The 26,603-nt window shown below is 53.5% G+C and carries 27 protein-coding genes; 14 read left to right on the top strand and 13 right to left on the bottom strand.

What is annotated here, in order from left to right:
* Nucleotides 1-12 precede the first annotated feature (12 nt).
* Nucleotides 13-711 (top strand): hypothetical protein, encoded by a 699-nt coding sequence (locus tag PCI15_RS03490; protein WP_271272981.1) that lies wholly within the window; start codon nt 13-15, stop codon nt 709-711.
* On the opposite strand, the gene PCI15_RS03485 is transcribed toward PCI15_RS03490, so the two are convergent.
* Nucleotides 700-1,539, bottom strand: coding sequence for an alpha/beta fold hydrolase (locus PCI15_RS03485; RefSeq protein WP_271272980.1), 840 nt, complete (start codon nt 1,537-1,539; stop codon nt 700-702). The genes PCI15_RS03490 and PCI15_RS03485 overlap by 12 nt on opposite strands.
* Nucleotides 1,540-1,699: 160 nt before the next feature.
* On the opposite strand from PCI15_RS03485, the gene PCI15_RS03480 reads away from it, so the two are divergent.
* Nucleotides 1,700-2,953, top strand: coding sequence for an efflux RND transporter periplasmic adaptor subunit (locus tag PCI15_RS03480; RefSeq protein ID WP_271272979.1), 1,254 nt, complete (start codon nt 1,700-1,702; stop codon nt 2,951-2,953).
* 3 nt (nt 2,954-2,956) lie between these two features.
* The gene (locus PCI15_RS03475; RefSeq protein WP_271272978.1) at nt 2,957-6,127 is read left to right on the top strand and encodes an efflux RND transporter permease subunit; all 3,171 of its coding nucleotides are present in this window, start codon (nt 2,957-2,959) and stop codon (nt 6,125-6,127) included.
* On the opposite strand, the gene PCI15_RS03470 is transcribed toward PCI15_RS03475, so the two are convergent.
* Both PCI15_RS03470 and PCI15_RS03465 read right to left on the bottom strand, forming a co-directional pair.
* Complete coding sequence (locus PCI15_RS03470) at nt 6,124-6,489, bottom strand: PilZ domain-containing protein (RefSeq protein ID WP_271272977.1); 366 nt, start codon at nt 6,487-6,489, stop codon at nt 6,124-6,126. The two genes, PCI15_RS03475 and PCI15_RS03470, sit on opposite strands and share 4 nt — an antisense overlap.
* A gap of 248 nt (nt 6,490-6,737) precedes the next feature.
* Nucleotides 6,738-7,826, bottom strand: a complete 1,089-nt coding sequence (locus tag PCI15_RS03465; protein WP_271272976.1) for a peptidoglycan-binding domain-containing protein — start codon at nt 7,824-7,826, stop codon at nt 6,738-6,740.
* 285 nt (nt 7,827-8,111) lie between these two features.
* Between PCI15_RS03465 and dapC the strand changes: the two genes are divergently transcribed.
* The 7 genes from dapC to PCI15_RS03430 all read left to right on the top strand — a co-directional run bounded on the left by dapC (nt 8,112) and on the right by PCI15_RS03430 (nt 13,572).
* On the top strand, nt 8,112-9,320 hold the full coding sequence (gene dapC / locus PCI15_RS03460) for a succinyldiaminopimelate transaminase (RefSeq protein WP_271272975.1): 1,209 nt from the start codon (nt 8,112-8,114) through the stop codon (nt 9,318-9,320).
* A gap of 13 nt (nt 9,321-9,333) precedes the next feature.
* On the top strand, nt 9,334-9,675 hold the full coding sequence (locus tag PCI15_RS03455; RefSeq protein WP_271272974.1) for an ArsC family reductase: 342 nt from the start codon (nt 9,334-9,336) through the stop codon (nt 9,673-9,675).
* Between the two features lie 81 nt (nt 9,676-9,756).
* Nucleotides 9,757-10,788: a 2,3,4,5-tetrahydropyridine-2,6-dicarboxylate N-succinyltransferase gene (dapD, locus tag PCI15_RS03450; protein WP_271272973.1), complete on the top strand. Its 1,032-nt coding sequence runs from the start codon at nt 9,757-9,759 to the stop codon at nt 10,786-10,788.
* A 96-nt stretch (nt 10,789-10,884) separates the two neighbouring features.
* On the top strand, nt 10,885-12,027 hold the full coding sequence (dapE, locus tag PCI15_RS03445; protein ID WP_271272972.1) for a succinyl-diaminopimelate desuccinylase: 1,143 nt from the start codon (nt 10,885-10,887) through the stop codon (nt 12,025-12,027).
* Nucleotides 12,028-12,030: 3 nt separating this feature from the next.
* Nucleotides 12,031-12,888 (top strand): putative RNA methyltransferase, encoded by an 858-nt coding sequence (locus tag PCI15_RS03440; protein WP_271272971.1) that lies wholly within the window; start codon nt 12,031-12,033, stop codon nt 12,886-12,888.
* A 1-nt stretch (nt 12,889) separates the two neighbouring features.
* On the top strand, nt 12,890-13,189 hold the full coding sequence (locus PCI15_RS03435; RefSeq protein WP_271272970.1) for a hypothetical protein: 300 nt from the start codon (nt 12,890-12,892) through the stop codon (nt 13,187-13,189).
* Complete coding sequence (locus PCI15_RS03430) at nt 13,186-13,572, top strand: hypothetical protein (protein WP_271272969.1); 387 nt, start codon at nt 13,186-13,188, stop codon at nt 13,570-13,572. The genes PCI15_RS03435 and PCI15_RS03430 overlap by 4 nt, the downstream gene beginning before the upstream one ends.
* 2 nt (nt 13,573-13,574) lie before the next feature.
* Here PCI15_RS03430 and PCI15_RS03425 read toward each other — a convergent pair whose 3' ends face one another.
* Nucleotides 13,575-14,000, bottom strand: a complete 426-nt coding sequence (locus PCI15_RS03425; protein WP_271272968.1) for a hypothetical protein — start codon at nt 13,998-14,000, stop codon at nt 13,575-13,577.
* A gap of 147 nt (nt 14,001-14,147) precedes the next feature.
* On the opposite strand from PCI15_RS03425, the gene greB reads away from it, so the two are divergent.
* Nucleotides 14,148-14,660 carry a transcription elongation factor GreB gene (gene greB, locus PCI15_RS03420; RefSeq protein ID WP_271272967.1) on the top strand — a complete coding sequence of 171 codons (513 nt, stop codon included), beginning with the start codon at nt 14,148-14,150 and terminating at the stop codon, nt 14,658-14,660.
* Nucleotides 14,661-14,666: 6 nt separating this feature from the next.
* Here the strand turns inward: greB and PCI15_RS03415 are convergent, their stop codons facing one another.
* Complete coding sequence (locus PCI15_RS03415; RefSeq protein WP_271272966.1) at nt 14,667-15,272, bottom strand: HD domain-containing protein; 606 nt, start codon at nt 15,270-15,272, stop codon at nt 14,667-14,669.
* A gap of 120 nt (nt 15,273-15,392) precedes the next feature.
* Here PCI15_RS03415 and PCI15_RS03410 point away from each other — a divergent pair, with 120 nt between their 5' ends.
* Entirely contained in the window at nt 15,393-16,238 is an 846-nt protein-coding gene (locus tag PCI15_RS03410) for a LysR family transcriptional regulator (protein WP_271272965.1), read from the top strand.
* Here PCI15_RS03410 and PCI15_RS03405 read toward each other — a convergent pair.
* On the bottom strand, nt 16,235-17,443 hold the full coding sequence (locus PCI15_RS03405) for an aminotransferase-like domain-containing protein (RefSeq protein WP_271272964.1): 1,209 nt from the start codon (nt 17,441-17,443) through the stop codon (nt 16,235-16,237). The two genes, PCI15_RS03410 and PCI15_RS03405, sit on opposite strands and share 4 nt — an antisense overlap.
* Nucleotides 17,444-17,602: 159 nt before the next feature.
* Here PCI15_RS03405 and PCI15_RS03400 point away from each other — a divergent pair, with 159 nt between their 5' ends.
* Complete coding sequence (locus tag PCI15_RS03400) at nt 17,603-18,487, top strand: AraC family transcriptional regulator (protein WP_271272963.1); 885 nt, start codon at nt 17,603-17,605, stop codon at nt 18,485-18,487.
* Here PCI15_RS03400 and PCI15_RS03395 read toward each other — a convergent pair.
* The 3 genes from PCI15_RS03395 to PCI15_RS03385 form a co-directional block, all read right to left on the bottom strand.
* Nucleotides 18,456-19,169: a helix-turn-helix transcriptional regulator gene (locus PCI15_RS03395; RefSeq protein ID WP_271272962.1), complete on the bottom strand. Its 714-nt coding sequence runs from the start codon at nt 19,167-19,169 to the stop codon at nt 18,456-18,458. The genes PCI15_RS03400 and PCI15_RS03395 overlap by 32 nt on opposite strands.
* An 85-nt stretch (nt 19,170-19,254) precedes the next feature.
* Complete coding sequence (locus tag PCI15_RS03390; RefSeq protein WP_271272961.1) at nt 19,255-19,590, bottom strand: hypothetical protein; 336 nt, start codon at nt 19,588-19,590, stop codon at nt 19,255-19,257.
* A gap of 79 nt (nt 19,591-19,669) precedes the next feature.
* Nucleotides 19,670-20,284 (bottom strand): LysE/ArgO family amino acid transporter, encoded by a 615-nt coding sequence (locus PCI15_RS03385; RefSeq protein WP_271272960.1) that lies wholly within the window; start codon nt 20,282-20,284, stop codon nt 19,670-19,672.
* A 132-nt stretch (nt 20,285-20,416) separates the two neighbouring features.
* On the opposite strand from PCI15_RS03385, the gene PCI15_RS03380 reads away from it, so the two are divergent.
* The gene (locus PCI15_RS03380) at nt 20,417-21,295 is read left to right on the top strand and encodes a LysR family transcriptional regulator ArgP (RefSeq protein ID WP_271272959.1); all 879 of its coding nucleotides are present in this window, start codon (nt 20,417-20,419) and stop codon (nt 21,293-21,295) included.
* Nucleotide 21,296: 1 nt separating this feature from the next.
* On the opposite strand, the gene PCI15_RS03375 is transcribed toward PCI15_RS03380, so the two are convergent.
* The 4 genes from PCI15_RS03375 to PCI15_RS03360 all read right to left on the bottom strand — a co-directional run bounded on the left by PCI15_RS03375 (nt 21,297) and on the right by PCI15_RS03360 (nt 26,559).
* Complete coding sequence (locus tag PCI15_RS03375; RefSeq protein ID WP_271272958.1) at nt 21,297-22,229, bottom strand: ion channel; 933 nt, start codon at nt 22,227-22,229, stop codon at nt 21,297-21,299.
* A 241-nt stretch (nt 22,230-22,470) separates the two neighbouring features.
* Complete coding sequence (locus tag PCI15_RS03370) at nt 22,471-24,036, bottom strand: AMP-binding protein (protein WP_271272957.1); 1,566 nt, start codon at nt 24,034-24,036, stop codon at nt 22,471-22,473.
* Nucleotides 24,033-25,436: an acylating sulfoacetaldehyde dehydrogenase gene (sauS, locus tag PCI15_RS03365; protein ID WP_271272956.1), complete on the bottom strand. Its 1,404-nt coding sequence runs from the start codon at nt 25,434-25,436 to the stop codon at nt 24,033-24,035. The genes PCI15_RS03370 and sauS overlap by 4 nt, the downstream gene beginning before the upstream one ends.
* Nucleotides 25,437-25,572: 136 nt before the next feature.
* Complete coding sequence (locus tag PCI15_RS03360) at nt 25,573-26,559, bottom strand: Bug family tripartite tricarboxylate transporter substrate binding protein (protein ID WP_271272955.1); 987 nt, start codon at nt 26,557-26,559, stop codon at nt 25,573-25,575.
* Nucleotides 26,560-26,603 lie beyond the last annotated feature (44 nt).

Here is a 26,603-nt window from a genome sequence, read left to right as displayed (position 1 = left end):
TACGGATTTATCATGCGCAGTTATACACATTTTTTGAGCCTGTTACTCCTGATCAGCAGCCTGCTGGTCAGCGGCTGCGCAACCAATAACAGTGGTTTTAAAATCAGCCAACTGGCAAAAACCGATATTGATACAGTTACCGACGCTCACATTACCGAGTTGAAACGTCTTAACCGTGAGCTCGCCAACAAACTCTACAAACGTAACCCCCGGGAACTGATGAAAGCAGGCACTGCCGACATCACAGCCCGCGTTGACCTGATGTTTAACCGCAACAGTACACAGCGACTCACTGCAATGAATAATCTGGACGGCATCGACGCAGTACCCCTTGCCTTTGCCGAAGACTATCAGGGGGACCGGGTATATGCGCTGATGGCCGGCATGATCGGCATGCTGGACGCCTCATATAATTACAAGGATGAGTTCTTTCTGCTGGACGAACTGGACCATCAAAAGCTCTACAACAGCGCCCGTAACCTTGAAACCATCGCCTGGCGGCTAAACAGCCTTAAGCATGAAAACGGCGAATTATTTCTGCTCAGTAACGGCGTCAGCCCGCAGGGTGTTAAGAATCTAAGCTTTGAACGCATTTTCGGCAAGATGATTGCCCTGCAGGACATGATGGCCAGTCTGGTTGCCGGCAGCAGCAACCGTACTATCACGAAAGTGGTTCACAGTGTCGCTTCAACAACCCTGTTACCCATTTAATAACCAATTACAGACCGGCTGAACCTGCGCCGGCATCATCAGCGCCGGCGCATGTCCGGTCGCGGCTATTTTCAGCACCGCTAACTGCGGATTCGCCTGTTGCATAAGGTCGACAGTACTGGCCTCCAGCAAGTCAGAGTCTTCCCCCCAGATCAGTAACTGCGGACAACGCACCCGGGACCAGAACGGCATCAGATCAATATCCTCATGCTGGCTGGCTTTCAGCCGCCCTGCGATCCGGGGATCATAATGCAGATGCAGCCGGCCGGACTCATCTGCCCGGTGTCCGCATTCGGCAAGATGCTGCCACTGCCGGTCTTCCAAATCATGAAAAGCCCGGTAAGTGTTGCGCATATACTTCTCCACCGCCGCCAGTGAATCAAATCCTTGGTCACCCATGTATATCGCAATCCGTTGCAGCGCCGCTGCCGGAATCCGGCAGCCCACATCATTCAGTATCAGACGCTGAACGGGGGTATCTGGCATCGACGCCAGTAACATCCCGATTATTCCCCCCATGGAAGTGCCCAGCCAATCAACCTCTGTAAGCTGTAAATGCCGCAGTAAAGCTTGCATATCTTCCACATACAGCGGCATATCGTACTCCAGATCCGCCGGTAACCAGTCGCTTACCCCCCGGCCAACTACATCAGGGCAAATCACCCGGTACTCACTGCTCAGCTGTTCAGCAATGAAATCAAAGTCCCGTCCGTTTCGGGCCAGCCCGTGCACGCACACCAGTACCCGGGGATTATCCGCCTCTCCCCATTCATGATATGCCATACGGTATTCAGCACCGTGCTGTAAGGTTAAATAATGTGTGCGCATCAGATTCCATCCTAACGGTCTTAGCCGGTATGGCCGTTAAATTCTCCCCGGGCTGTGTAAAGTAATGTAAACACAACGGGGGATATCTGTCTTCATTCCCCAGGAATGTATTATGATTCAAAGAGTAGATCACTTTTGACAACTAAAGAACCGAGCCAACATGCCAACAACCCGCAGACCCTCCCCGCTGGCCAAATTTCTGTTGCCAATTATATTTATCGTCCTGGGCGTTGGCAGTCTGCTTTACCTCAACAGCAACAAAGCGGCGGTACCGGCTAAACCGGTTAAAGAAAAAATCTGGCGGGTAAAAGTGCAGCAGGCTGAGTTTTCCCCGGGGCAGCCCGAGCTCACCTTATTCGGCAAGGTTGAGTCCCCACTCAGCAGTAATCTGACAGCCCCGCTGACAGCCTACGTCAGCCAGCGTCTGGTTGCCGAAGGGAACCGGGTAACCCAGGGTCAGGTACTGGTAAAGCTGGATGACAGGGATGCACGTCTGCTGCTGGATCAGCGCAATGCAGAGGTGCAACGTATTGAAGCGCAGATCGGCGCCGAAGATGTCCGTTACGCTGCCGATCAGAAGGCCCTGAAGATCGAACAGGAATTGCTGACCATCAGCCAGCGTACGCTGGACCGGTACCAGAACCTCAGCAGCCAGCAGGTCGCCAGCCAGAACCAGCTGGACGATGCGCGCCGCACCCGCCAGCAACAGGCCCTGTCACTGAATAACCGGCGTCAGGCAATTGCAGACCATCCAAACCGGCTGGCGCAACTGAACGCTCAGCTGTTACAGGCGAAAGCCCTGCAGGCCAGCGCAGCACTGGATGTGGAACGCAGCGAAATAAAAGCCCCCTTTGATGGCCGCATTACACGGTTGGACGCGGCCCCCGGAGACCGGGTCCGTGGCGGTGACCAGATACTCAGCATGTACAGCGATAAAGATCTGGAAATAAGAGCACAGTTGCCAAATCAGTACCTGAACGAAATCCGCAGCCAATTGGCACAACAGCCAGGCATTCCTGCAACCGGCCAGCTAAACGGCAAGAATATTCCTCTCACGCTGGACCGGATCGCCGCTGAGGCCAACGCCACCCGCCCGGGGGTCGATGCGCTGTTCAGCGTCACTCAGCAAGATCAGATACTTGAACCGGGACGCTCGCTGGCGATGACCCTGACACTGCCGCCGGTTGCCCGCAGCCTGATCATTCCGCCACAGGCGCTGTATGGCACCAGCCGTATTTACAGAATTACTGACGGCCGTCTTGAAGCCCTGAAAGTTCAGAGAATCGGCGATACCTCTGTGAACGGCCAGGCCGGTATCCTGATAACTGCCAGCAACTTACAGGAAGGCGATAATATTCTTGTCACCCAACTGCCCAACGCCATTTCAGGGTTACGGGTCGAGGCGGCGGAATAAATCATGAATACCTATCAGGGCCCACTTAAAAACCTCACCACGCTGTTTACCAGTCATAAGGTTGCCGCCAACCTGCTGATGCTGCTGATGATACTGAGCGGCATCTGGGGGCTGAAGAAGCTCAACACGCAGTTTTTCCCCAGCTTTGAACTGGATGTCATTACCATCGCAATCGTCTGGAGCGGGGCCGCAGCAGAAGATGTGGAACGTTCCATTATTCTGCCAGTAGAACGGGAGCTAAAATCGGTCAGTGGCATTGATACCCTCTATTCAACCGCCACACAGGGGGCCGCTGCTATACGGCTTGAGCTGGAAGAAGGTAGCGATACCGCCTTTATTCTGGATGACGTAAAACAGAAAATAGACGGCCTGAGCAACCTGCCACAGGAATCTGAAACCCCGATTGTTCAGCAAATTATCCGCTACGAGAATATCGCCAGCCTGTTGATAACCAGTGAACAGGGCAGCCTTGAAGAACTCCGTCAGCTGGCCCGCGAATATGAGCGGGAGTTACTCAAAAGAGGCATCAGCAAAATCGACTTTATCGGCATGCCGGAGGAAGAGATCGCTATACAGGTCTCCTCTGCCAAGCTCCATGAGCTGGGCCTGTCCCTTGATCAGATTGCCAGCAGAGTCAGCCAGCGAAGCCTCGACATTCCCGCCGGCACCGCAGCGAAAGATGACGGCTCCCGCCTGGTACGCGGCCTCAATCAGCAACGGGATGTTGAAGGCTTTAATCAACTGCCCCTGCTCACAGAAGAAGCCGGCCGTTTAATCCGCTTAGGTGATATTGCCGACATCGACTGGCGCATGCAGGATAATCAGATATATCTCACCTACCGTGGCAAACCCGCAATCCAGCTCCACCTGCGCCGTACCGAAAACAGCGATACACTGGTGGCAGCCGGCGTTCTAAGAGAATGGCTGGCGGAACAGGAAAACCAGTTGCCGGACGGCGTTAAGCTGATTCCCTTCGATGAAAGCTGGAAACCCATTCAGGACCGCATCAACCTGTTACTGAAAAACGGGCTGGGGGGTCTGATTCTGGTCATCGCCACCCTGTTCCTGTTCCTCAATGCCCGGGTCGCCTTCTGGGTAACCATCGGGATTCCGGTCTCCTTCATGGCAACGCTGGCGGTACTTTATGGTATCGGTGGCAGCATCAACATGATCAGCCTGTTTGGCATGATTATGGCGGTAGGGATCATCGTCGATGACGCTATCGTGGTCGGTGAAGATACCCTGACCCACCTGCAAATGGGCGAGCCGGGACTGCAGGCGGCCATTGGCGGTGCCCACAGAATGCTGGCCCCGGTAATGGCATCTTCACTGACAACAATTGCCGCCTTCCTGCCGTTACTGTTGATCGGTGGCATCATCGGCAACATTCTGATCGACATTCCCACCGTGGTTATCTGTGTCATTGTTGCCTCCGTCATTGAATGCTTTCTGATTCTGCCAGGGCACTTACACCACAGTTTACGTAAAGCCAGTGACCTTCAACCTTCAAAATTACGGCAACGGCTGGATGCCGGGTTTGAACGCTTTAAACAGGGGCCGTTCCGCAGTACCGTTGAAACGGCGATTACCTATCGCTGGTCAACTATCTGCGCGGCCGTTGCCGTACTCACACTCAGCATTGGCCTGATCACCAGCGGCCAGCTGAAATTCACCTTTTTCCCCGCTGTTGAGGGGGAAACAATGACTGCTAACATCCAGTTCAGTGCCGGTACCGATGCCAGTAAGGTGGATAACTTTCTACAGCATCTGGATACCTCGTTGCGGGAAACTGAAGCGGATCTGGGCGGTGATCTGATCGTCGTAGCCCTGCAGAAACACCGCCAGAGCAGCACCTCCCGGAATAGCAGCCGCGCCACTAAAGGCGATGAATTCGGCGCGCTGTTTGTCCAGCTTACACCGGTCGATGACCGCGAAGTCAGCAACTCAGCATTCATCAAAGCCTGGCGGGATAAAATCATTCAGCCAGCCGGCATTGAAAAGTTCACCATCGACGTCAGCCGTTCCGGCCCACCAGGCAAAGCCATCGAAGTAAAACTCAGCGGGCAGGATGTGGAAACCCTCAAGCAGGCCTCGCTGGACGTACAGTCAGCACTGCGAAAATACGCCGGCATCAGCAATGTGGATGACGACCTGCCGTTCGGTAAGTCCCAGTTAATTTATGCGCTGACCCCCGCCGGTGAAACCGCCGGGCTTAATCTGCAGTCGGTCGGCCGCCAGCTGAGAGCAGCACTGGATGGCCAGCAAATTCAGGTCTTCTTCCGCGGTGAAGATGAAGTAGAAGTCAGGATGGTTCTGCCGGATGCTGAACGTAACCGACTCAGCGCCCTGCAACATCTGCCGGTCATATTACCCAACGGCGATACATCGCCACTGGCGAATGTGGTCAGTTTCACCGACAAACAGGGGCTGGATCGCCTGCAGCGGATTGATGGCCAACTGGCGATTAAAGTCATTGCCGACCTGGACGAATCCGTCGCCAATGCCAATGAAATCATTGCCGACTTCGAAACGAACCAACTGGCGGATATTTTGGCGACCTATGGCATCAGCGCCACATTTGAGGGAAAAAACAAAAACCAGCGGGAAACCCTGTCAGATATGAGAACCGGCCTGATCCTGGCGCTGTTACTGATTTTTATCATTCTTAGCTGGGTATTCTCATCTTACAGCTGGCCACTGGCCGTTATGCTGGCGATTCCGCTGGGGTTAACCGGTGCGATTCTGGGGCATTTCCTCACAGGCCAAACCCTTACCATCCTTTCCCTGTTTGGCTGCTTCGGCCTCTCAGGCATTGTCATCAATGACTCTATCGTCCTTATTACCTTCTATCAGAAACTGAGAAAAATGGGACAGAATGTTCATGAAGCAATTGTCGAAGCCGCCTGTCAGCGATTACGGGCAGTGCTGCTGACCTCACTGACCACCGTTGCCGGTCTGGCGCCGATCCTGTTTGAAACCTCTCTTCAGGCGCAATTTCTGATCCCGATGGCGACCTCAATCGTGTTCGGCCTGTTGTACGGCACCGTACTGATCCTGTTAGTCATTCCGGCGCTTCTGGTGGTAATAGAAAACGCCCGGGCTAACCTGTTCTGGTTGCTGGGCAAGGAAGATCCGTCACATCAGGTAACCGCTGCCCGCGAAAAAACGGGCTAAAAGTAACTGTCAATCAGCGCTGCCAGCTGTAGCTTTTGGGCAGCGCTGCTATAAATAAAACGCATTCCCCATTCATACTGATGCTGCGCCAACCGGCGCACATGCACTAGCCGGCAGTGGCATTCAATGCATTCGCCATCCAGACAAAAGCCGACCATAAACTCACTGCTACGCTGTGACTCAGGCCGGTCAAGCCGTAAACTTCTGACTAACGCCTGTTCACCCTGAACCGTAATGCCACCCAAGCTGATATTAGTAATCTTTGCTAACGCGGGTTGTTCCTCAAGCGGAACTCCATACATGCCAATCTGCGCTGTCAGATCAATCGATACCCTGGGATGAACCCGATTCTCTGCAAACATAGTGGTCTTTTCGCATCCAAAACACTGTGTAACACCCTGATTATAGGTGAACATCCGTCAGGAGATATAACCACATGCTGACAGGCAAAAAAATCCCCTGTGACAACTGGCCCGGACACGCCCGGCCACACAGGGGAAAGATCAGCTCCATAAGGACACAGACCGATGGGTACCAATCGCCGGTCTGCTGTGAGTACCGCTACTGATCAGTCATGGCTGATCAGTAACAGTAAACCTGTTTTCTGCGGTTACTGAACCCCCAGAGACTTCAGGGTCTGAATCGTTAGCTGACCAACAGGCAACTGATTAGCCTGCTGATAAGCCTCCACAGCCGCCATGGTCTCCTGACCGATCACGCCATCGATTGGCCCCGGGCTATAGCCCCGGCGGTTCAGCGCCTGCTGAATATCAGTAACGATGCCCGGATGGGTATTGGTTTCACAGAGAATTGAACGCCACTCCAGCCGGGCATCAGCGACTTTGACTCGTTGAGTGACCGTTTCATACTGCGCCGGAATATCCACTACCTGTTGCAGAGGCGCTTCTGCCAGCCGCTTTACCCGTAGTGTTTCATACACCGCCGGAGTCACGACCTCACGGGTGGTTTCCGGGGAATCGATCACCCGGCGCTCAACGGTTTTATATTGCGCAGGGATTTCAACTTCGCGAACCTGTTCCGGCTCTGCAAGTACCTGCCGGGTGACGGTCTGATATTCCGCCGGCACTTCCACCAGACACATAATTTCACCGGTTGCCGCATCAATCCGTTCAATCGGGCCACGGCCCTTCTTCCAGATGGTATGCGCCGGCTTGATCAGAATCTGCTCAGTAACAGTTTCATAACGGGCCGGTATTTTTTCCAGGCGGGTACCCGCTTCCTGAATCAGCACCTGTTCGGTCACCGTTTTATAGGTGGCAGGAATCACTTCAAGATGAGTATGGGCTTCTTTCACCAGCACCTGTTCCTCAACCCACTCATAGCGGCCCGGGATCACATCGATACGCTGATCTGCAGACGCAACCTCAACAGTTTGCTGTTCTGTTTTATACACCGCCGGAATGACGACCCGGGCATAACATTCGCCGGGCTGCGGGTTCGGTGGCAGCAGGCTGTCATCTGCCGGAGTCTGCTGTAAACCGGCCAGCAATGTTTCCAGTTCAGAATTATCTTCCAGCGCTTGCATACGGGCCTGATCGGCCTGCTGATACTGAGTATGCAGCGCAACATATTCAGCACGGGTAACCACACCCGGGGCTTCAGAACCCGGACCAGACGCACATCCGGACAGCACGCCGGCAGATATTATGGCCGTCGTGATCAAAGGCAGTCTTTTCATAACAAAATCCCTGTTAATAGTCTTCCTTAAACGCCAGATAAACCTGACAGTACAAAAGACTAGATCCCAACGCCTGAACCCACTGTGAACTGCCATTTTTTGTACAATACAGCCCTCAAAGGTGCCGTATTCTGCTAGTTTATACGCCCCCTTATCCGCTATAATTGCCAGCCTTAATGACCATGCGCAATATACTGGGAAAACATCTGTGCTAATGCAGCTGGCAGTGTTGCGTCTGTTGGTCCGAAAAGGCGACGGTACCGGAAATCCATTTAAGGCAGATCCATGAATCCAGATTTACAGAAGCTCCAGCCCTACCCATTTGAAAAACTGACCAAGCTGAAAAATGCAGTCACGCCGCCGGCGGAACTGGAGCACATTGCGTTATCTATCGGTGAGCCAAAGCACCCTTCTCCGCAATTCGTTCTGGATGTCTTTACCGAAAACATGGGCCGTCTGGCAAATTATCCGACAACGGCCGGTATGCCGGAACTGCGTCAGGCCATTGCCGACTGGGCAACACGCCGCTTCAAACTGCGGCCGGGCAGCCTGACCGCTGCTGATAACATCCTGCCGGTAAACGGTACCCGCGAGGCGATCTTCGCCTTCACTCAGGCTGCGGTTGCCCGTGCTCCGGAAGGCGCAGCAACACCACTGGTTGTATCTCCTAACCCGTTCTACCAGATTTACGAAGGCGCAGCTTATCTGGCCGGTGCTGAGCCACACTTCCTGAACTGTACCGCAGAAAACGGTTTCATCCCTGATTTTGATGCCGTTGATGCCTCCGTCTGGGAACGCTGCCAGCTGCTGTTCCTGTGCTCACCAAGCAACCCGACCGGCGCAGTCACCGATCTGGAAACCCTGAAAAAACTGATTGCCTTAGCTGATAAATACGACTTCATCCTCGCCAGCGACGAATGCTATTCCGAAATTTACCTGGATGAAGCCCAGCCGCCGGTTGGCCTGCTGGAAGCCTGTGCGGTTCTGGGCCGTCACGACTTCAGCCGCTGTATCGTGTTCCACAGCCTGTCCAAGCGTTCTAACCTGCCGGGCCTGCGTTCAGGCTTTATCGCCGGTGATGCAGCCTGCATCAAACCGCTGCTGAGCTACCGCACCTATCATGGCTGTGCCATGTCGATTCCGAACCAGCTGGCCAGCATTGCCGCCTGGAATGACGAAGCTCATGTGCTGGAAAACCGTGACAAATACCGCGAAAAATTCCAGACAGTTGTCGACATCCTGTCACCGGTCATGGACGTTAAATCCCCTGATGCCAGCTTCTACCTGTGGGCCAAAACTCCAATTGCAGACGATCAGTTCGCACAGGGCCTGTTTGGCCAGCAGAACGTCACCGTCCTGCCGGGCCGTTACCTGTCCCGTGAAGTGGACGGTCTGGTACCCGGAGAAGGCTATGTACGCATGGCACTGGTTGCCACCATTGAAGAATGTGTCGAAGCGGCTCAGCGCATTCGCGCATACGTTGAATCTCTGTAACAGGAACATACTGATGACCACTCTGTACGGTATTTCTAACTGTGACACCGTGAAAAAAGCCCAGCGCTGGTTAGACGCACAGGGTATTGAATTTACCTTCCACGACTTCCGCAAAGACGGTCTGGAAAAAACTCAGCTGGAACAGTGGACCCGTGAACTGGGCTGGGAAAGCCTGGTGAATAAGCGCAGCACCACCTGGCGTCAGCTGGAAGACGATGTAAAGAACACACTGGATGCCGCATCTGCCGTTGAGGTGATGCTGGCCAATCCAACCCTGATCAAGCGTCCGGTTCTGGATTTGGGTAACAGCCGTAAACTGGGATTCAAAGACAGCGATTACGCATCTTACTTTTAAACATTAAGCACTGAGCATAACGTCACGCGCACTGTCCGGACGTGCTGTTGCAGTTAAAAATAAATACTGAGGTTAAACACTATGAGTACTTTTGCACTGGGTCTGGGCGTTGGCAGCCAATCTTCCACAGGTGAACTGTTGGAAGTGTACTTCAACCAGCCACTGCTGAACCCTTCCGACGAACTGGTTGCGGCTGTTGCTGCGAAAGTAGGCTACGAAGGCGGTAACCAGAACATTCAGCTGGATGCTGAACAGCTGAACGGTCTGGAAGCGGCGTTCCTGTCTGTGGATGCGGAAGATCAGGCGGAAATCGTTGAAGTATGTAAAGGTACTCAGCAGCCAATGATCCTGACCATTCTGGCCACTGATGACGAGCCACAGGGGACTGCAGATGCTTACCTGAAACTGTCGCTGATCTCTAACCGTCTGGTTCAGCCACACGGCGTTAACCTGACCGGTATCTTCGGTAAGCTGCCGAACGTTGCCTGGACAAACGAAGGCGCAATCTCTCTGGCTGATCTGCCTAAGCGTCAGCTGGCTGCCCGTGCTCAGGGTCGCATCATTGATGTTCACTCGGTTGATAAATTCCCGAAAATGGCGAACTACGTTGTACCTGCAGGTACCCGTATTGCAGCGACTTCCCGGGTACGTCTGGGTGCGCACGTGGGTGAAGGCACTACCGTTATGCACGAAGGTTTCATCAACTTCAATGCCGGTACTCTGGGTGTCAGCATGGTTGAAGGCCGTATCTCTGCCGGCGTTGTGGTTGGTAACGGTTCTGACCTGGGTGGCGGCTGCTCTACCATGGGTACGCTTTCAGGCGGTAACAACGTGGTTATCTCCGTGGGCGAAAACTGCCTGATGGGTGCGAACGCCGGTCTGGGTCTGCCACTGGGTGACCGCTGCACCGTTGAAGCTGGCCTGTACGTAACCGCCGGTTCTAAAGTGACTGTACTGGACGACCAGAACAACGAAGTCAGCACCGTTAAGGCTGCTGAGCTGGCCGGTAAGCCGGACCTGCTGTTCCGCCGTAATTCTCAGAACGGTCGTATCGAAGTGAAAACCAACAAGACCGCAATCGAACTGAACGACGAGCTGCACGCACACAACTGAGCAGCCCTGCACCTTTAATCAGGCCGCTCCGGCCTGATCAGTAACCCCGGTCATGTGCCGGGGTTCTCGTCTGAAACCAATTACCAGGTACCCCCGATGTCCCACTCCCCCACCGTTGAACTGGCCAAAGAATTAATCTCACGCCGCTCTGTTACCCCTGAAGATGCAGGCTGTCAGGAGCTGATGATCGAACGTCTGGAAGCGATGGGATTTGAAATTGAGCGCATGCAGTTTGAAGATGTGAGCAACTTCTGGGCCCGTCGCGGTACCGAAGGGCCGGTTTTCTGTTTTGCCGGACACACCGACGTTGTGCCCAGCGGGCCAGAAGAAAAATGGAGCCACCCGCCGTTCGAGCCGGTGATTGAAGACGGCTACCTCTGTGGCCGCGGCGCTGCCGACATGAAAGGCGGTATCGCCAGTTTTATGACCGCACTGGAACGTTTTGTGGCACATCATCCGAATCACAAAGGGTCGATTGCCCTGCTGATCACCAGTGATGAAGAAGGCCCGTTCATCAACGGTACAACCCGGGTGATCGACACCCTGGAAGCCCGGAATGAGAAAATCACCTGGTGTATCGTGGGCGAGCCGTCCAGTACTTCACAGGTAGGCGATATCATCAAGAACGGTCGTCGCGGTTCTATCAGCGGTGAAATCACCGTTAAGGGTAAACAGGGACACGTAGCGTATCCACATCTGGTGAAAAACCCAATCCACAAAGCCATGCCTGCATTTGCGGCTTTATCTGACGAAGTATGGGACGAAGGCAACGAATACTTCCCACCAACCAGTTTCCAGATTTCCAACATCCACTCAGGTACCGGTGCCAACAACGTCGTTCCGGGGCATCTGGAGGCCAAGTTCAACTTCCGTTTCTCTACCGAACTGACGGACGTTGAAATCAAGCAACGTACCCATGCCATTCTGGATGCGCACGGTCTGGATTATGACCTGACCTGGATTCTGAGCGGCCACCCGTTCATCACCGGCGAAGGCAACCTTGTCACTGCCTGTCAGGGCGCGATCAAAGCCATAACCGGCATTGAAACAGAGCTGTCTACTTCCGGCGGTACCTCTGATGGCCGCTTCATTGCGCCAACCGGTGCGCAGGTAGTGGAACTGGGGCCGGTTAACGCCACGATTCACCAGATTAATGAACGGGTAAAAGCTGAAGATCTGGATACCCTGTCTTCAGTGTACGAAAATATCATGGCCCGCTTACTGGTTGATGAGGCCTGATCCTTGTTTTCGCTGAACTGCCCAAGCTGTCAGGCCCCCCTGACAGCCACTGATAAAAACCTGCGCTGCCCGGCAGGGCACAGCTTTGATGCTGCCCGGCAGGGTTACTGGAACCTGCTACTGGCACACCAGAAACGCTCCAAAGATCCCGGCGACAACGCAGAGATGGTCGCCGCCCGGAACAGCTTTCTGGCGCTTAATCACTATCAGCCCCTGTCTGACAGCCTTAACCAGGTGGCTGGCGAGACTCTGACCGGCAACCGGAACCCCCGCATACTGGATATGGGCTGCGGTGAAGGCTACTACACCAGCCGTTTACACCAATACCTGACTGACACGCAGACTGGCGATGCTGATCAGCCTTTCCAGCTGGCCGGTCTGGACATCTCCAAACATGCCGTCAAAGCGGCCTGCCGACGCAGCAAGACGGTTACCTGGCTGGTCGCCTCCGGTGCAAATATGCCGGTGGCTGACGCCTCCGTGGATCTGCTGACCGTCGCATTCAGCCGGCTGATGCCGGATGAATTTGCCAGAACAGTTAAACCTGAAGGACACCTGATTATCGCCTACCCCGGCGATCAGCATCTGCGTCAACTGCGGGAAATCATCTACAAAGACGTCCGTGAATCCGGGTTTACACCGTCAGCGGTACTGGGGGATGCCTTCACCGCTGTTTCAGAGCAACAGGTCAGCTATGAGTTCGAACTGGGCTCTCAGACGGAGATTCAGCAACTGCTGGCAATGACCCCGCACGGCTGGCGGATTAAACAGGATGTCCGCGACACCCTCAGCCAGTTGCCATCCCTGACGCTGACACTGGATGTCCGGCTGGCGGTTTTCCGGCGACTGGATCGCGACTGATATGCGCCTGCGAACCCGCATCAAACTTGCCCTGGTACACCGGGCAGACCAGGGTAAACAGAATCTGATGATTCTGATGACCGGTGCGGGCATCTTCCTGATCGGTTTTCTGCTAATGAACTTTGCCGAATACTTTCTGCTCAGTTCCGTCAGCCAGGAACTGATCGCCCTGCTGGGGCTGATCCTGGCAATAGTGGGAGTAATTATTGCCGCCTTCGGCTATATTTGTCTGAGTTTTTTGCGGATCTTCCGCGTCATCAACACTGATACTGCACACAGCAGCAAGAAGAAAAAATCATGAGCGAAACAGCAGCTACACGTCATCCGGATATCGAAATTTATGTAAAAAGCCGTAACCTGGAAGAGATCTGTCAGTGGCTGAACGGTGTCTTCTCTGCCGTTGAACGACAACATTCACAGGGGACCGTACATCAGTACCGCACTGGCTGCGGCATTCCGGTACTTATTCACGAAAAAGTCTCCGGTAAGGCCTGGACCAGTGTCTGGTTCGACTCCGACAGTACTCCCTGGGAAAAAGATCTCGACTGCGCGATCATTGCCAGTCAGCAAATGGACACCGAAATCCGCTGCATTGCCGGCGGCTGGAATGACGGTGATGATCCGGATGAATGGTGGAAAGTCGCAACCGACGGTGAAGCCACTAAAATACAGTGGCGTACCTGAAGTCAGGCTACCGCGCTGAACTGTGAGCGGGATTCTTCAATCTCGCTGATCATCAGATTGCGGGAAGATGTCAGCCCGATACGGGCATAGGTGTCTGCCGCAATCATCTGATTCTCAGGCATGACCGTCTGGCTGTGAACATGGCTCAGCACATAGGCCATATCGGCAAAATTGTTGCTGCCAACCGAGGTGTTCAGGCGGCCAACAATCTCTTCGTTATATAAGCTGTCCGGGTCCGGATAGCTCAGTTCATCAGTCACAGGCAGTTCAAATACGGCGCCGCCCGTTGCCTTTTTCGCCGCCTGATCTTCACTGGCAGAAATCATACTCAACAGCATAGAGAACTGCGCCCCCTGACCGTTCTGAACCGCGTGGCTCAGGGTCGAGGTATAGGTCTCGATCTGTTGTTCTATGCGTTCAATCTGCATCGTGAAATCTGCAACTTGCCTGATGTTTCATTTTCAATTTAATATTAGTCGGCGCCGGGAGAATTTTCTTTAGCCTGATTTACCTCAGACCGGTAAAATTCTTTAAAAAATATCAACATGTTAACCTTTATTGACTGAGCTTTATCCATGTCCCGTTACCGCCCGCCCGCTCCGCCCAAGTCTCGCTATATAACCGCTACCGGTGCGGCGGCAATGAATGCCGAACTGAAATACCTGTGGAAGGTTAAACGCCCGGAAATTACCCAGTCAGTTAAAGAAGCGGCCGCCCAGGGCGACCGCTCAGAAAATGCCGAATACATTTACGGTAAAAAACAGCTGCGGGAAATCGACCGCCGGGTGCGCTACCTGTCAAAACGGCTGGATGTACTGACCGTTGTAGACCGTATTCCCGACGACAGAGAAACAGTATATTTCGGCGCCTGGGTAGAGATTATCGATGAAGAAGACAAACAAACCCGCTACCGGATCGTCGGCCCGGATGAAATAGGCGAGCGCCCGGATTACATCAGTATGGACGCGCCGATGGCAAAGCAACTACTAAAGAAAAAGGTTGGCGACGAATTTGCCATTCGCCGCCCGGATGGCTCCGAAGTATGGTATGAAATTACCGGCATAGAATACCTGCCAGACCCGGAATAAATTCGCTCAGGCCGCTGAATCCACCTTATCATCTGACGTCTCGGCCAGCTCCAGATGGCCCGGATGACGCCCGAACATACGCTTTAGCATCGGAATAAAAAATTCCAGCGGTTTAGTCGGATAGTCCGGATCAAAGGCATTCTGATCATAGTGATGGCAGAAGTACTTACAGTCTTCGTAGTAAGGGTTGTCTTTATACTTCTCCCGGGCATGGCGGTCGCCACCCAGATGGTGATTATAGTAATACCCCTGGAACACACAGTGATGCTGAATAATCCAGTGCACCTTCTCACTGACGTAAGGTTTAAGAATCGCTGCCGCGACTTCACCATGGTTATAAGGCGCAACGATATCGCCGATATCATGTAACAGTGCCGCCACCACCAGTTCTTCATCGGCATTGTCATCATAGGCACGGCTGGCCGACTGCAGTGAATGCTGCAGACGGTTCACCGGGTACGCCGTCCAGGGCTCATCCAGCTCTTTCAGCTGAGCCACTATACGGTCCACCAGACCGGCATTATATTCATCTTCGAAATCCATGATGGCCGCAAACTCTTCTTTGCTGGCGTCTTCCATGCGGATCCACGTAGCTTTATAGCTCTTATCCATCGTTCCTCACCCCGGCGCTTATTGTCATTTTTCTGTGAGTAAACTCTAGGGACTTTACAGCGAAAAATAAAACGAATAGATTTTGTCGAACTAATAACTTATTTTAATCGGTCATTATTGATGCACAACGATGCCCTGAATACCTTTCTGACCGTGGCCCGCTGTGGCGGATTTCACGCCGCCGCTGAACAGCTGCATATCACGCAGGCCGCCGTTTCAGCCCGCATCCGCAGCCTTGAAAATCAGCTGGATGTCAGCCTGTTTGAACGGGGGCCCGGCGGCAGCCAGCTCAGCGAAGCAGGCAAATACCTGCTGCCCTATGCCGAGCAGATGCAAACCACCTGGCAGCAGGTCAGCCGGGATCTGAAAGAGCGCTTTACCGACCATATCGCCCTGCGCTTAGGCGCACAGATGAGTATCTGGGAACAACGCCTGATCGACTGGGTCATCTGGATAGAAACAGAACATGGCAAGCTGCCCATGACACTGGACTTTGATTACCATCGGGATATGAATCAGGCAGTGCAAAACCGTCTGGTCGATGTGGCAATCAGTCACCGGCCCGGTAAAGAAAGCAATCTGATCAGCTATCCTTTGCCGTCGGAACGGCTGATACTGCTGGCCCGGCGTGCCTGCCATTTTAACGACCCGGATCTGCCCCGCTTTATCGACTTTGACTTCGGCGAAGACTATCACCGGGAAGTAAACGCCGCCCTGCCGGACAGTCAGCGCCTGCATGTTTTTTCAGGCAACAGCGCTATGGGATTACGCTACATCATGGCCAACGGTGGCATGTCGTATTACCCGCTGCGGCTGGCACAACAGTATCTGGAAAGTAAGCAGTTACACCCGGTAGAAAACGCACCGGATATCGCACTGCCCTGTTACCTGACGTATCACAGAGACAATCCCCACAAAGGGCTGATTGAAGAGATGATTCAGGCATATTTTAATCCGCCCCATTAGATCGCCGGCTCCATCTGTTCAAGAACCAGACTGAAGCGCTGTATCCCATGATCAATATTCACGACAGACTCATGGCTAAAATTTAGCCGAAAAGACACGCCAGCCTGCTGATGCGGATAAAAAACACTGCCTGGCACAACCGCAACCCCCTTAGCGAGAGCGCTTTCCGCCAACTGACGGCCATCAACACCGTTGAACGCCTGTTGAAACGCCTCACAACTCAGATCCAGCCAGATAAACATTCCGCCCTCGGCCTTACAGGGCGTGACCCAGCCCGGAAAGTAACGCTTAATCGCGGAATGCATCGCGCTATAGCGACATAAATATTCCTGCCGCAGCCTTTGTAGATGTTGATTAAAATCAGGATTCATTAATAACCCGGCCAGAGACGCTTGCCCGGGTAACTGAGTATGCAGATCTGCGACCTGTTTAACTTTCATAATTTCCCAAATCACCCTCTGCTCCGCCTGAATACAACCAAGTCGTAATCCCGGCGATACAACTTTCGAGAAAGACCGCAGCACCAGACATTGCTGTGGACTCAAATCCGCCAGCGTAGGCAACGACTCACCTGTAAACCTTAACTCCCGATAAGGCGCATCCTCAATCAGGAATACGCCGTATTTCTCACACAGCTGAGTAACGGCCTGACGCATCTTTAATGAATAGCTACCGCCGGTGGGATTATGAAAATCAGGAATCGCATAAAAGAATTTTATGTTCTCTTGTCTGAGCAGTGACTCCATTTCTGCCAGTCTTACTTCCTCAACTTCTTCTGGTATCCCTCCCAAAAGCGGAAGCGAACATACCTCTGCCCCGGCCAGGCGGAACGCCTGTAACGCCCCCAGATAACAGGGGATTTCAACGGCAATTTTATCTCCGGGATTTACAAACGTCCGTAGCACCAGATCAAGCCCCTGCTGAGCACCACTGGTCATTAAAATATCCTGTTCACCAGTAAGCCCATAACGTGCCCGTAATACATCCAGCAATATATCCAGTCCCTGACTGCCACCATATTGCAAGTACCCCGGCACAGTCTCACTGCGCTCCAGTTGCTTGAGTAATGCCAGAGGGAAACACGCTTCAGCCGGTAAACCACCGGCAAATGAAATAATATCCCTTCGGCTGGCAACTGACAGAATCTCCCTCAAATAGGATTCTTGTAAATAACTCACCCGATCAGCAATCTGTAACGATGACATGTCTTTCCTCCTCATATTTTCATTAACCAGACAGGTTAAACGTGAAACTCAGAGGTCAGCATATTCAGTAAGCCAACTAATTAATTGTCAATTTATAAGACCTTATTTGTCCGTTTATGATATTTTGATGACAACTACTTTCCATCTTTCCGGATGTTTATGGCTACCCCTCAGCAAGTCGCCCGTATTAACGACGTACTGCACCAAATACACAAAGACATAACCGCAGATCTTAGCGGCAAACAACTGGCAACCGTTGCCGCCTATTCAGAACAACATCTGCACCGTGTTTTTGCAGACATTGTCGGCGAAACGCTGCATCAGTATATCCAGCGCAGTCGCCTTGAAGTGGCAGCTAACCAGTTAATGTTCAACCCTGATAAAGCGATTGTTGAGATTGCTGAAAAATGTGGTTTTCTGTCACTTTCCTCTTTTAGCCGTGCTTTTAAGTCAACCTTTGGTTGCCCCCCCGGACAATGGCGTAAACAAACCGGCCACGGTGACAAACCCTATCTGAATGACCCGGAAATTGCCGCCGCGTATGAACGTGTCCTTCCGCATCATTTACCGAGTCCGGAACTGAAAGAGTTACCTTCCCGCCGGGTTGCCTATATCCGTCATCAGGGATACGGACGAAGTATCCGGCGAAGCTGGCAATTACTGACAGCCTGGGCGGCATCTGAAAAAAAACTGTGTGACTCCCCGGAAAACGCTCTGCAAATTGGACTGCATCACTCCAATCCTTCCCGCGTCCCACTGCATAAATGCAGGTATGTTGCCTGCAAAGAAATTCCTACGCCGCTTAAAAAGCGTGGACTGGTGAATGAAATGATGATTCCTGGCGGATTGCATGCCTGTTTCGAGCTGCAGGGACGCTATGGCGAGTTGTTGCCGTGGATTAGCAAAATTATGGAAGAATGGCTGCCTGAATCAGGCCTGGTTGCTAAAACAACACCGGCATTTGCAATCTATCAGCAAAATCAGTTTCTGAATAAAGACGAAACATTCGTCCTCACGTTCTGCCTTCCGGTGGGGTTTTACTGACATCACAGACACTGGCCAGATACTTTTGCAGGCTGATATCGGCCCGCTGCGGGTAGCGCTCATCCAGTAGCTGCAACCGGACAATTCTGTCCAGCCGGAACTGCCGGTAATCTTCCCGTAGCTCACACCAGCCCACCAGCGTCCAGACCATACCCCAGTACACCATTCCCAACGGCCAGAGCCGCCGCTGTGAAGGTTCGCCATCTGCCCGGCGATAATCGATATGAAGGACTTGCTGCTCACGGACACCGGCGCGGATCAGATCACCAAAACGGGCGCTCTCCCCCCGGGAATATTCCGGTACCAGCATCCACTCACTGCTGCGCAAATGCGCATCATGGGCTGGCTCAGGCAGCGTTGCCCGGATTTTATCCAGAGCACTGGTCGCCGCTTTCCCCAGTTCACTGTCGCCCCAGCGTTTAACCATCCGGGCCCCCAGTAACAGGGCTTCCAACTCTTCCTGATTAAACATGATCGGCGGCAAGCTGTACCCGGGCTTCAGCCGGTAGCCGACCCCCGCCTCACCTTCGATCGGCACACCGGACAAACTCAGCGCCTGAATATCCCGGTAGATGGTGCGTTCAGATACCTCCAGACACTCCGCCAGTACCTGAGCGGTAATCACCCGCCGCCGGCTGCGCAGTAAGGTCAGTAACTGAAAAAGGCGTTCGGCTTTTCGCATAGTTTCAGATATTTATCGCAATAACAAAATGCCCCCGGATCATTCAGATGACCCCGGAGGCATGTGGATAACAGTTAACCGCGAATCAGGCCTGTTCGGCTAATTCACAGCTCATATGCTCACATAATGTCGGCATATGGCGTACCACACAAGTCGCCGGATCAATCGCTGACATCAGTTCAGCCCCCAGCGCAGAGGCCATCAGTGTTTCACCTCCTGCCTGCGCCTGCTGAGCATCTTCCCAGTAAATGATGTCAAACCACTGTTCGCTGTCAGTTCCCTGTTCATGACAACTCAGTGAGCGATACAGAAAACCGGGCTGCTCAGTAAGAAAGGCCTGCATAGCCGCTTCAGTATTCAGCAATTGCTGCGCAGATTTTCCGGCCGCCAGTTTAAAGGTTACAACTTCTACATGACTCATTACGCGTCTCCCTTGATGCGTGATTAACGATGTAAAAGAGCTTAACCGGGGACTACTGACAGCGTTGTGTCAGTAGTGTTCAGGAAAGTCCGTTTTTAATTAACATGGCTGCAATTATCCACATAGTCACGCCGACCAGTACGTCCAGTTTTTGCCAGCTGGCCGCACTTTGAAACCAGGGTGCCAGCAGGCGCCCGCCTAATACCAGCGTCAGGAACCACAGCAGCGATGCCACACATGCGCCCAGCGCAAACCATAACGGCTGTTCACCCGGCAACTGACCGCCAATGCTGCCCAGCAATACCACCGTATCCAGATATACATGGGGGTTCAGCAAGCTCAGCGCCGCCGTGGTAAGAATTGCCCCCTTTAATGACAGAGTTTTTATCTTTCCGGCGTTTAAACCTTCAGGCCGCCAGGCGCGGTGAAACGCCAACGCCCCGTACACTAGCAGGAACAGGGCACCGCCCCAGGTCGCGACATCCAGCAAAACCGGTGCCTGACGGATCAGCGCTCCCAAACCAAATACCCCTGACACGATCAGCACTGCATCTATACAAATGCACAGCCACGCAACCGTCATGGCGTGTTGCCTGCGTAATGCGCTGCTCAGTACAAACGCATTCTGCGAACCAATTGCAATAATCAGACTGGCGCCCAGCCCCATACCTTTAAGAAACGGTAATACCAACATCACTCATATCCACAACATCACTGATCGGAAGCGTCACTATGCGAAAAACACCTTAATTAGTAAAATTAAACATTTTACTTAATAATTAAAAAAACTGATTCATCTGTTTACTCACAACCGGATTCATGACCCATGATTGATAACAAAGGCCTCAGCGCGTTCGTGGCAGTGATTCAGCAGCGCAATTTCGAAAAAGCCGCTCAGCAGCTGTTTATCACCCAGTCTGCGGTATCCCAGCGGCTGAAATTACTGGAGGAGCAGCTCGGCCAGACCTTACTGATCCGCACCCCGGAAATCGCGCCCACCCGGGCCGGACAGGCACTGCTTAAATACGCCCAGAACCTGCAACAGCTGGAACATGCCCTGCAGCATGAACTTGAACCCCGGCGCGAACAGTCATGGGTTCAGCTGTCGATCGGTACCAACGCCGATACTCTCGCCACCTGGCTACCCCGGGCGCTGGCGCCCTGGTGCCAGCAGCACAAAGTACTGCTGCAACTGCATGTGGATGATCAGGATCAGACCCACCACCTGCTGCACAGCGGCGAAGTCATGGGCTGTATCAGCTCACTGGACAAACCCGCCAACGGCTGTGTCAGCACACCGATGGGCAGTATTGAGTATCATTGTGTCGCCAGTCCGGATTTTCACCGGCATTACTTTTCCGGCGATATCAGCGCTGAACAGTTTAAGAAGGCCCCCGTCGTCTGTTTTAACCCTAAAGATGCCCTGCAGCATCAGTATCTGAAAACCTATTTTCAGCTGGACGCTGATCAGCTGTCCCGGCATCAGGTGCCGTCATCTGAAGGGTTTCTGGAATGGATACGGTTGGGCATGGGCTGGGGCATGGCTCCCAAAGCTCAGGTTAAGCAGTTACTGCTTAACGGCGAGCTGACCGAACTGACCCCCGGAAAAACCGTCACCGTCCCTCTGTACTGGCATCAGTGGCGGGTCAGCAGCGGCCTGACCGACGCCCTCAGAACACATATACTGGCGTACACCGGCGGCTGAGTCAGCGAGTCATTTTCTTAACGAATACCACCACAAACAAGGCCAGGGTAAAACTGCCCATCAGTGCTTCACAGGCAGCGAACAGCCTCGACAACCCCAGCGGGGTGATATCCCCATACCCCAGGGTCGTAAAGGTCACCACGCTGAAGTACAGGCTGTCCAGAAACGCCGTTGCGTTCTGTTCCAGCCCGGAGCCGCTCCGGTACGCCAGCTGTTCTCCGGCAAAACTGACCCCCGAAATAAAGTACAGCATGGCAAATAACAGAATGATGATATTGCTGAAGACGATGACCCGAAGCGGCTGTTCACCGTAGCCGCAGAACAGATCCACCAGCTTGGAAAACAACCGTGGCACCGACCATTTCGGCATTTGTTTACGCCGCACCACCATTTCCCGTTCAAAGAAATAACCGGCCTTCTGGAACAGCCCCTCGGTCTCAAACACCTTGCGCAAATGCCGGTAAATCTCTTCAGCCTGCTGGTAGAGATCCTGACGCTCCTCCTCGGTAGCCGCAACTTCCGCCTGTTGTTCCTGCAGGACCTTATCGCCCCAGATCACATGCTCCAGCCTGGCATGGTTAAACCGGGTGCCTAACAGGTTACAGCCGGTCAGATTGGCACAGTGAAGATTCGCCCCGGTAAGATCCGCCTTCATCAGTGAACTGCCGGAAAGATCCAGCATAAAACAATGTGCACCTCTGAGATTCGCCCGGTACAGGTCAGCGTTATGCAACCGGAAGCCCTGCTTCGCATGATGGTTCACCAGACTGATGTTCGGCAACTCACAACCGTTAAGCTTAAAGCCCAGCATAGGCCGCCCTGAACGGGCGCGTCTTTCCAGCCGCTGCGTCAGATCCTCACAGTCCCGGTTTTGCCCGCTGATCCAGGCGTCATCCGTCTCCACACTCCGCTCTGCCACATCACTCACAGTCATACACAACACCTCAGGCCAGTACCGCTGCCCCGTAATCCGGGACAAAAACCGTTATCAGCACAGGAAAAGGCATAAAACAGCCACACCCATGCCCTGTACCGCTTAATACTAGTTGCGATCCGGCCCGGGCAATGCCCGAAATGAGAGGTAGAGAAAAAATGCAGGGTAGGGCTCACTACCCTGCAAGAAGACAAGCCGGCACACCGGCCCGGTCAGGACAAACTTATCCAGTCATGATGAATCAGATCGACTGACGGGCCTTCAGCTGATCCACCAGTTTCAGGCGTTGCACCTTACCGGATGGTCCCTTGGGCAGATCATCAAAGAAAAAGATCTGTTTCGGGGTTTTGATCTTACCGAGTTTATTGCGGCAAAAATCAATCAGCTCATCAGCTGACACACTGGCGGACTCCCGGGTGACCACACAGGCCACGACCTCCTGGCCATAATGCTCATCATCCACGCCAACGGCACCAGCTTCGATCACCTTAGGGTGTGAATACAGCACATCATCTATTTCCCGCGGAGCGATGTTTTCCCCTCCTTTGATGATCAGCTCTTTGAGCCGGCCGGTAATGAAAATAAAGCCTTCTTCATCCTGCCGGGCCAGATCACCGGTGTGCAGCCAGCCGTCACTTTCCAGTGCTTCAGCGCTGGCATCAGGGTTCTTGTAGTAACAGCGCATCACACAGTCTCCCCGCACCATCAGTTCACCTTCTTCGCCGGCAGGCTGCTCTCCCCCCTGCTCATCGACCACCTTGATTTCAGTCCCGAAGGCAATGCCTGGCGAGCCGTATTTATTCACTTTAGGTGGCATAGGGTTAGACAAAATCTGTGCAGAGGTTTCCGTCAGCCCCATAGTTTCCACCAGAGGGATACCAAACTTTTCCTCAAACCCGGCATGCAATGCCGGCGGCAGTGCTGCCGATGCTGAGCGGCCAAAGCGGACACCTTTAAGGGCATCTTTCAGGGCATCACCGCTCAGCGGCCCTTCATGGTGCATCAGGTAGGAAACGATGGTCGGTACGACTGAAAACCAGCTCACCCCGTGATCCGTTACCCATCCCCAGAACGAAGACACGCTAAAACTGTGCGGCATAACCAGACTGCCACCACTGGCCAGCGGTGCCATAACCGTCACACACTGGGCATTGATATGGCACAGCGGCAATACACACAGCGCCCGGTCGGCAGCACTCAGTTCATGGGCAACGGCGGTGTTCATCCCCCCTGCCAGCAGATTCTTATGGGTCAGGATCACCCCTTTTGGCCGGCCGGTCGTCCCGGAGGTATACATCAGCAGGCCATCGTCACCGGCCCCCACTGTCAGGTTGGGTGTTTGTACAGGCAAGGTACCGGCAGGCCATTGCGGTCCTTTATCCACATCACACAGAATGATGGCGACAGGGCGGTCCAGCCGGGCTGCTGCACCCCTTACCTGATCGCTGAAAGCGTCAGAGGTAAATACAATGCAGCTATCCGAATGGTCCAGTACATACTCAATCTGATCAGGCCCTGCAGCAGGGTTCAGCGGCGATGACACACAGCCGGCATAGAGGCTGGCCAGGAACAACAGCAAGGTTGTTTTACCGTTGCCCATCATGAAGGAAACGGTATCCCCCTGTTTTACCTCAAGGGCCGCCAAGTAACCGGCATACCGGCGCACGTCCCCAAGCAGCTGCGCATAGGTTAACTGCTCCCCGGTTTCCGGGAAGCGGACAAAAACCTGCGCCGGCTGACTGGCTGCGAAGTGTTCAATAACCGCACGGATGCTCTGCGCCGGTGGCGTATATAGTGTGCTATTCATGACAGATACTTCCTTTTGTAGTCACCGAAAATGTCATCCACTGACACTTCTCTGGGAGGGATCGTCCGCACCACCCGGGTAATATTCATGTACTGCCGGTAGTGCACGTTCTGGTCGGTAATATTCCCGCCCCAGGAACCACACCCCATCGACAGGGAAAACGGCAGCGCATTATCAAAACTGCCCCCCGTGGCAAAACAGTGCGCCTGATTAACAATGACCCGGCACACCGGCATGGTTTCGCCAAGTTCCACCGGGCGGTCTGCATCCGTGGTATGAATCCCCAGTGAGTGCCCTTTGCCCATGTAATCCAGAATTTCACCGGCCTTTACTTTGGCTGCGGCATAATCGCTGGCCCGGTAAACGGTTAATACCAGTGACATCTTTTCACCGCTGAAGGGCGCATCCGCGCCGGCGTCGGTTTCGGTTACCATCAGGAAATCGCTGTCTTTCAGCCCTTCCCTGCTCAGCCCTGCCACCGCACAGACATCCGCGACAGGCTTCGCCAGCACATGACGGTTTAAGTGGCCGTCATGCCACATGGCTGCCTGCAGTTGCTGCTTCTCGTCACTGTTCAGCAACGCGCCGTTCACCTGTGCCAGTTCGGCCAGCATGGCGTCATACACGGCATCCACGATAATCACTGAATTCTCAGAAGAGCAACTGGTGGCATTATCAAAGGTTTTCGAGGCTTTAATCTTGGCAGCGGCATCGGCAAGATCTGCGGTTTCATCCACAATCACCGTGACGTTACCCGCCCCCACCCCAAAGGCAGGTGTACCGCTGGTATACGCCGCCCGGACATTGTTCTGTGAACCGGTGGCAACAATATGATCTACCTGACTGAGCATTTCCTGGCTGAGCACCTTGCTCACCGGGGTCGGTAACTGTTGCACCAGATCACGGGGCGCGCCCACCCGGTCCAGCTCCCGGTGCACCAGCTCAAGTAACCGGGTACAGGACGGCTGACCTTTCGGTGACGGCGCAAGGATGATGGCATTGCGGCACTTAAGGGCGTTGAGCATATTATTCATCGGCGTGGCGATCGGATTGGTCGAAGGCACAATCACCCCCACGACGCCCACCGGCCGGCCAATTTCCACCATGCCGTTTGCCGGGTCTTCACTGATGATCCCAACCGTTTTCGCCTGCTGTAAATCCCGCAACAGCCCTAAGGTCTTGCGGTGATTCTTGGTAATTTTATCTTTAACGTTACCCAGACCGGTCTCTTCCACTGCCAGCTCTGCCAGCCGGGCATTATTTTCAGGATTAATCAGCGCCCAGGCGGCAGCGGTAACCACTTCGTCTACCTGCGCCTGGTTATACTCGTCGAAGATCGCCTGCGCCGTCCGGGCTTTGGCAACCAGTTCTGCGACCGCTTGTTCCGGTGATAATGACATAACAAATCTCCACTGATCCGGATATTGATATAACTCTCATAACTCAGCTATATGTGTAGATCAGGCAGCATACAGCTGTACGCTGCCCTTCACTGATGCAGGATTACCCAGGCATCAGTGCTGATTCAGGCAGCCGTTACTTTTTCAGATCGGCTAACAGCTCTTTCAGATAGGCCTCACGCTCTTTCCACATGGTGATGACCTCTTCACGGGGAATGATCCGTACCGGAGAGCCGGCGGAATCCATTTTTTTGAGGGTTTTCTTGTCTTCAAACATCATCGGCACACGCTGTGCCAGATAATCCACCACCTCGTCAGGGGTACCTTTACGGGCCATGATGCCACGGAAGTTAACGCTGGAATCATCCACCTCAACCCCCTGTTCCATGAACGTTGGTACATCCGGCAGGAACTCCTTATTCCGCTCCAGATCAGCCACTGCCAGAATCTTCACACTGTCACGGTTACGGAACGCATCCGACAGGTTATTGAAGCCGGCCTTCACCTGGCCACCCATAACGCTCTTCATTGCCGGGGTGCCTCCTTTATGTGGCACGTAGGTCAGTTTCAGGCCGGATGCCTTGGCAAACTGCAGATATGCGATGTGATGACCGACATATAAACCGGCCCCGGAGAACGTCACCTTACCCGGATTTTCCTTCGCATAGTTCATCAGGTCTTCAAGGGTATTAAACGGGCTGTCTTTACCGACGATCAGTACCGCCGGGTCCGCCCCCCAGTTGGCAATTGGTTCCAGATTATCGATATTATATTTGGTCTTGAAAACGATCGACTGGGCAATGAAATGCGGTACGTTATACGCCGCCAGTTCATAGCCGTTCTTTTTCGCTTTAGAGGCAAAGAAATCCCAGCCAACTTTACCGCCGGCACCGGGTTTATTCAGGATAACCATGGGCTGCCCCAGATAATCTTCATTCCCCGCCAGCATCGTCACGATACGCGCCTGAAAATCCGTTGCCCCACCCGGTGAATAAGAAACCACCATACTCACCGGACGTTCCGGATAGGCATCCGCCTGTGCCAGCTGTGGCAGCAGCGCGCTGCCTGCAACGGCGAACGCAAGCGCAGAAGTTTGCAGGGTTTTAGTAATCTTTTTCAGCATGGATAACTCCTCGTCCCAGGGACTGTATTTATTGTTGTATCGAG

Origin of the sequence: Aliamphritea hakodatensis (assembly GCF_024347195.1) — a bacterium.
GTDB classification, from domain to species: Bacteria; Pseudomonadota; Gammaproteobacteria; order Pseudomonadales; family Balneatricaceae; genus Amphritea; species Amphritea hakodatensis.
The sequence above is the reverse complement of the archived record's forward strand: the minus strand, read 5'-3'. Positions and strand labels throughout refer to the sequence as shown.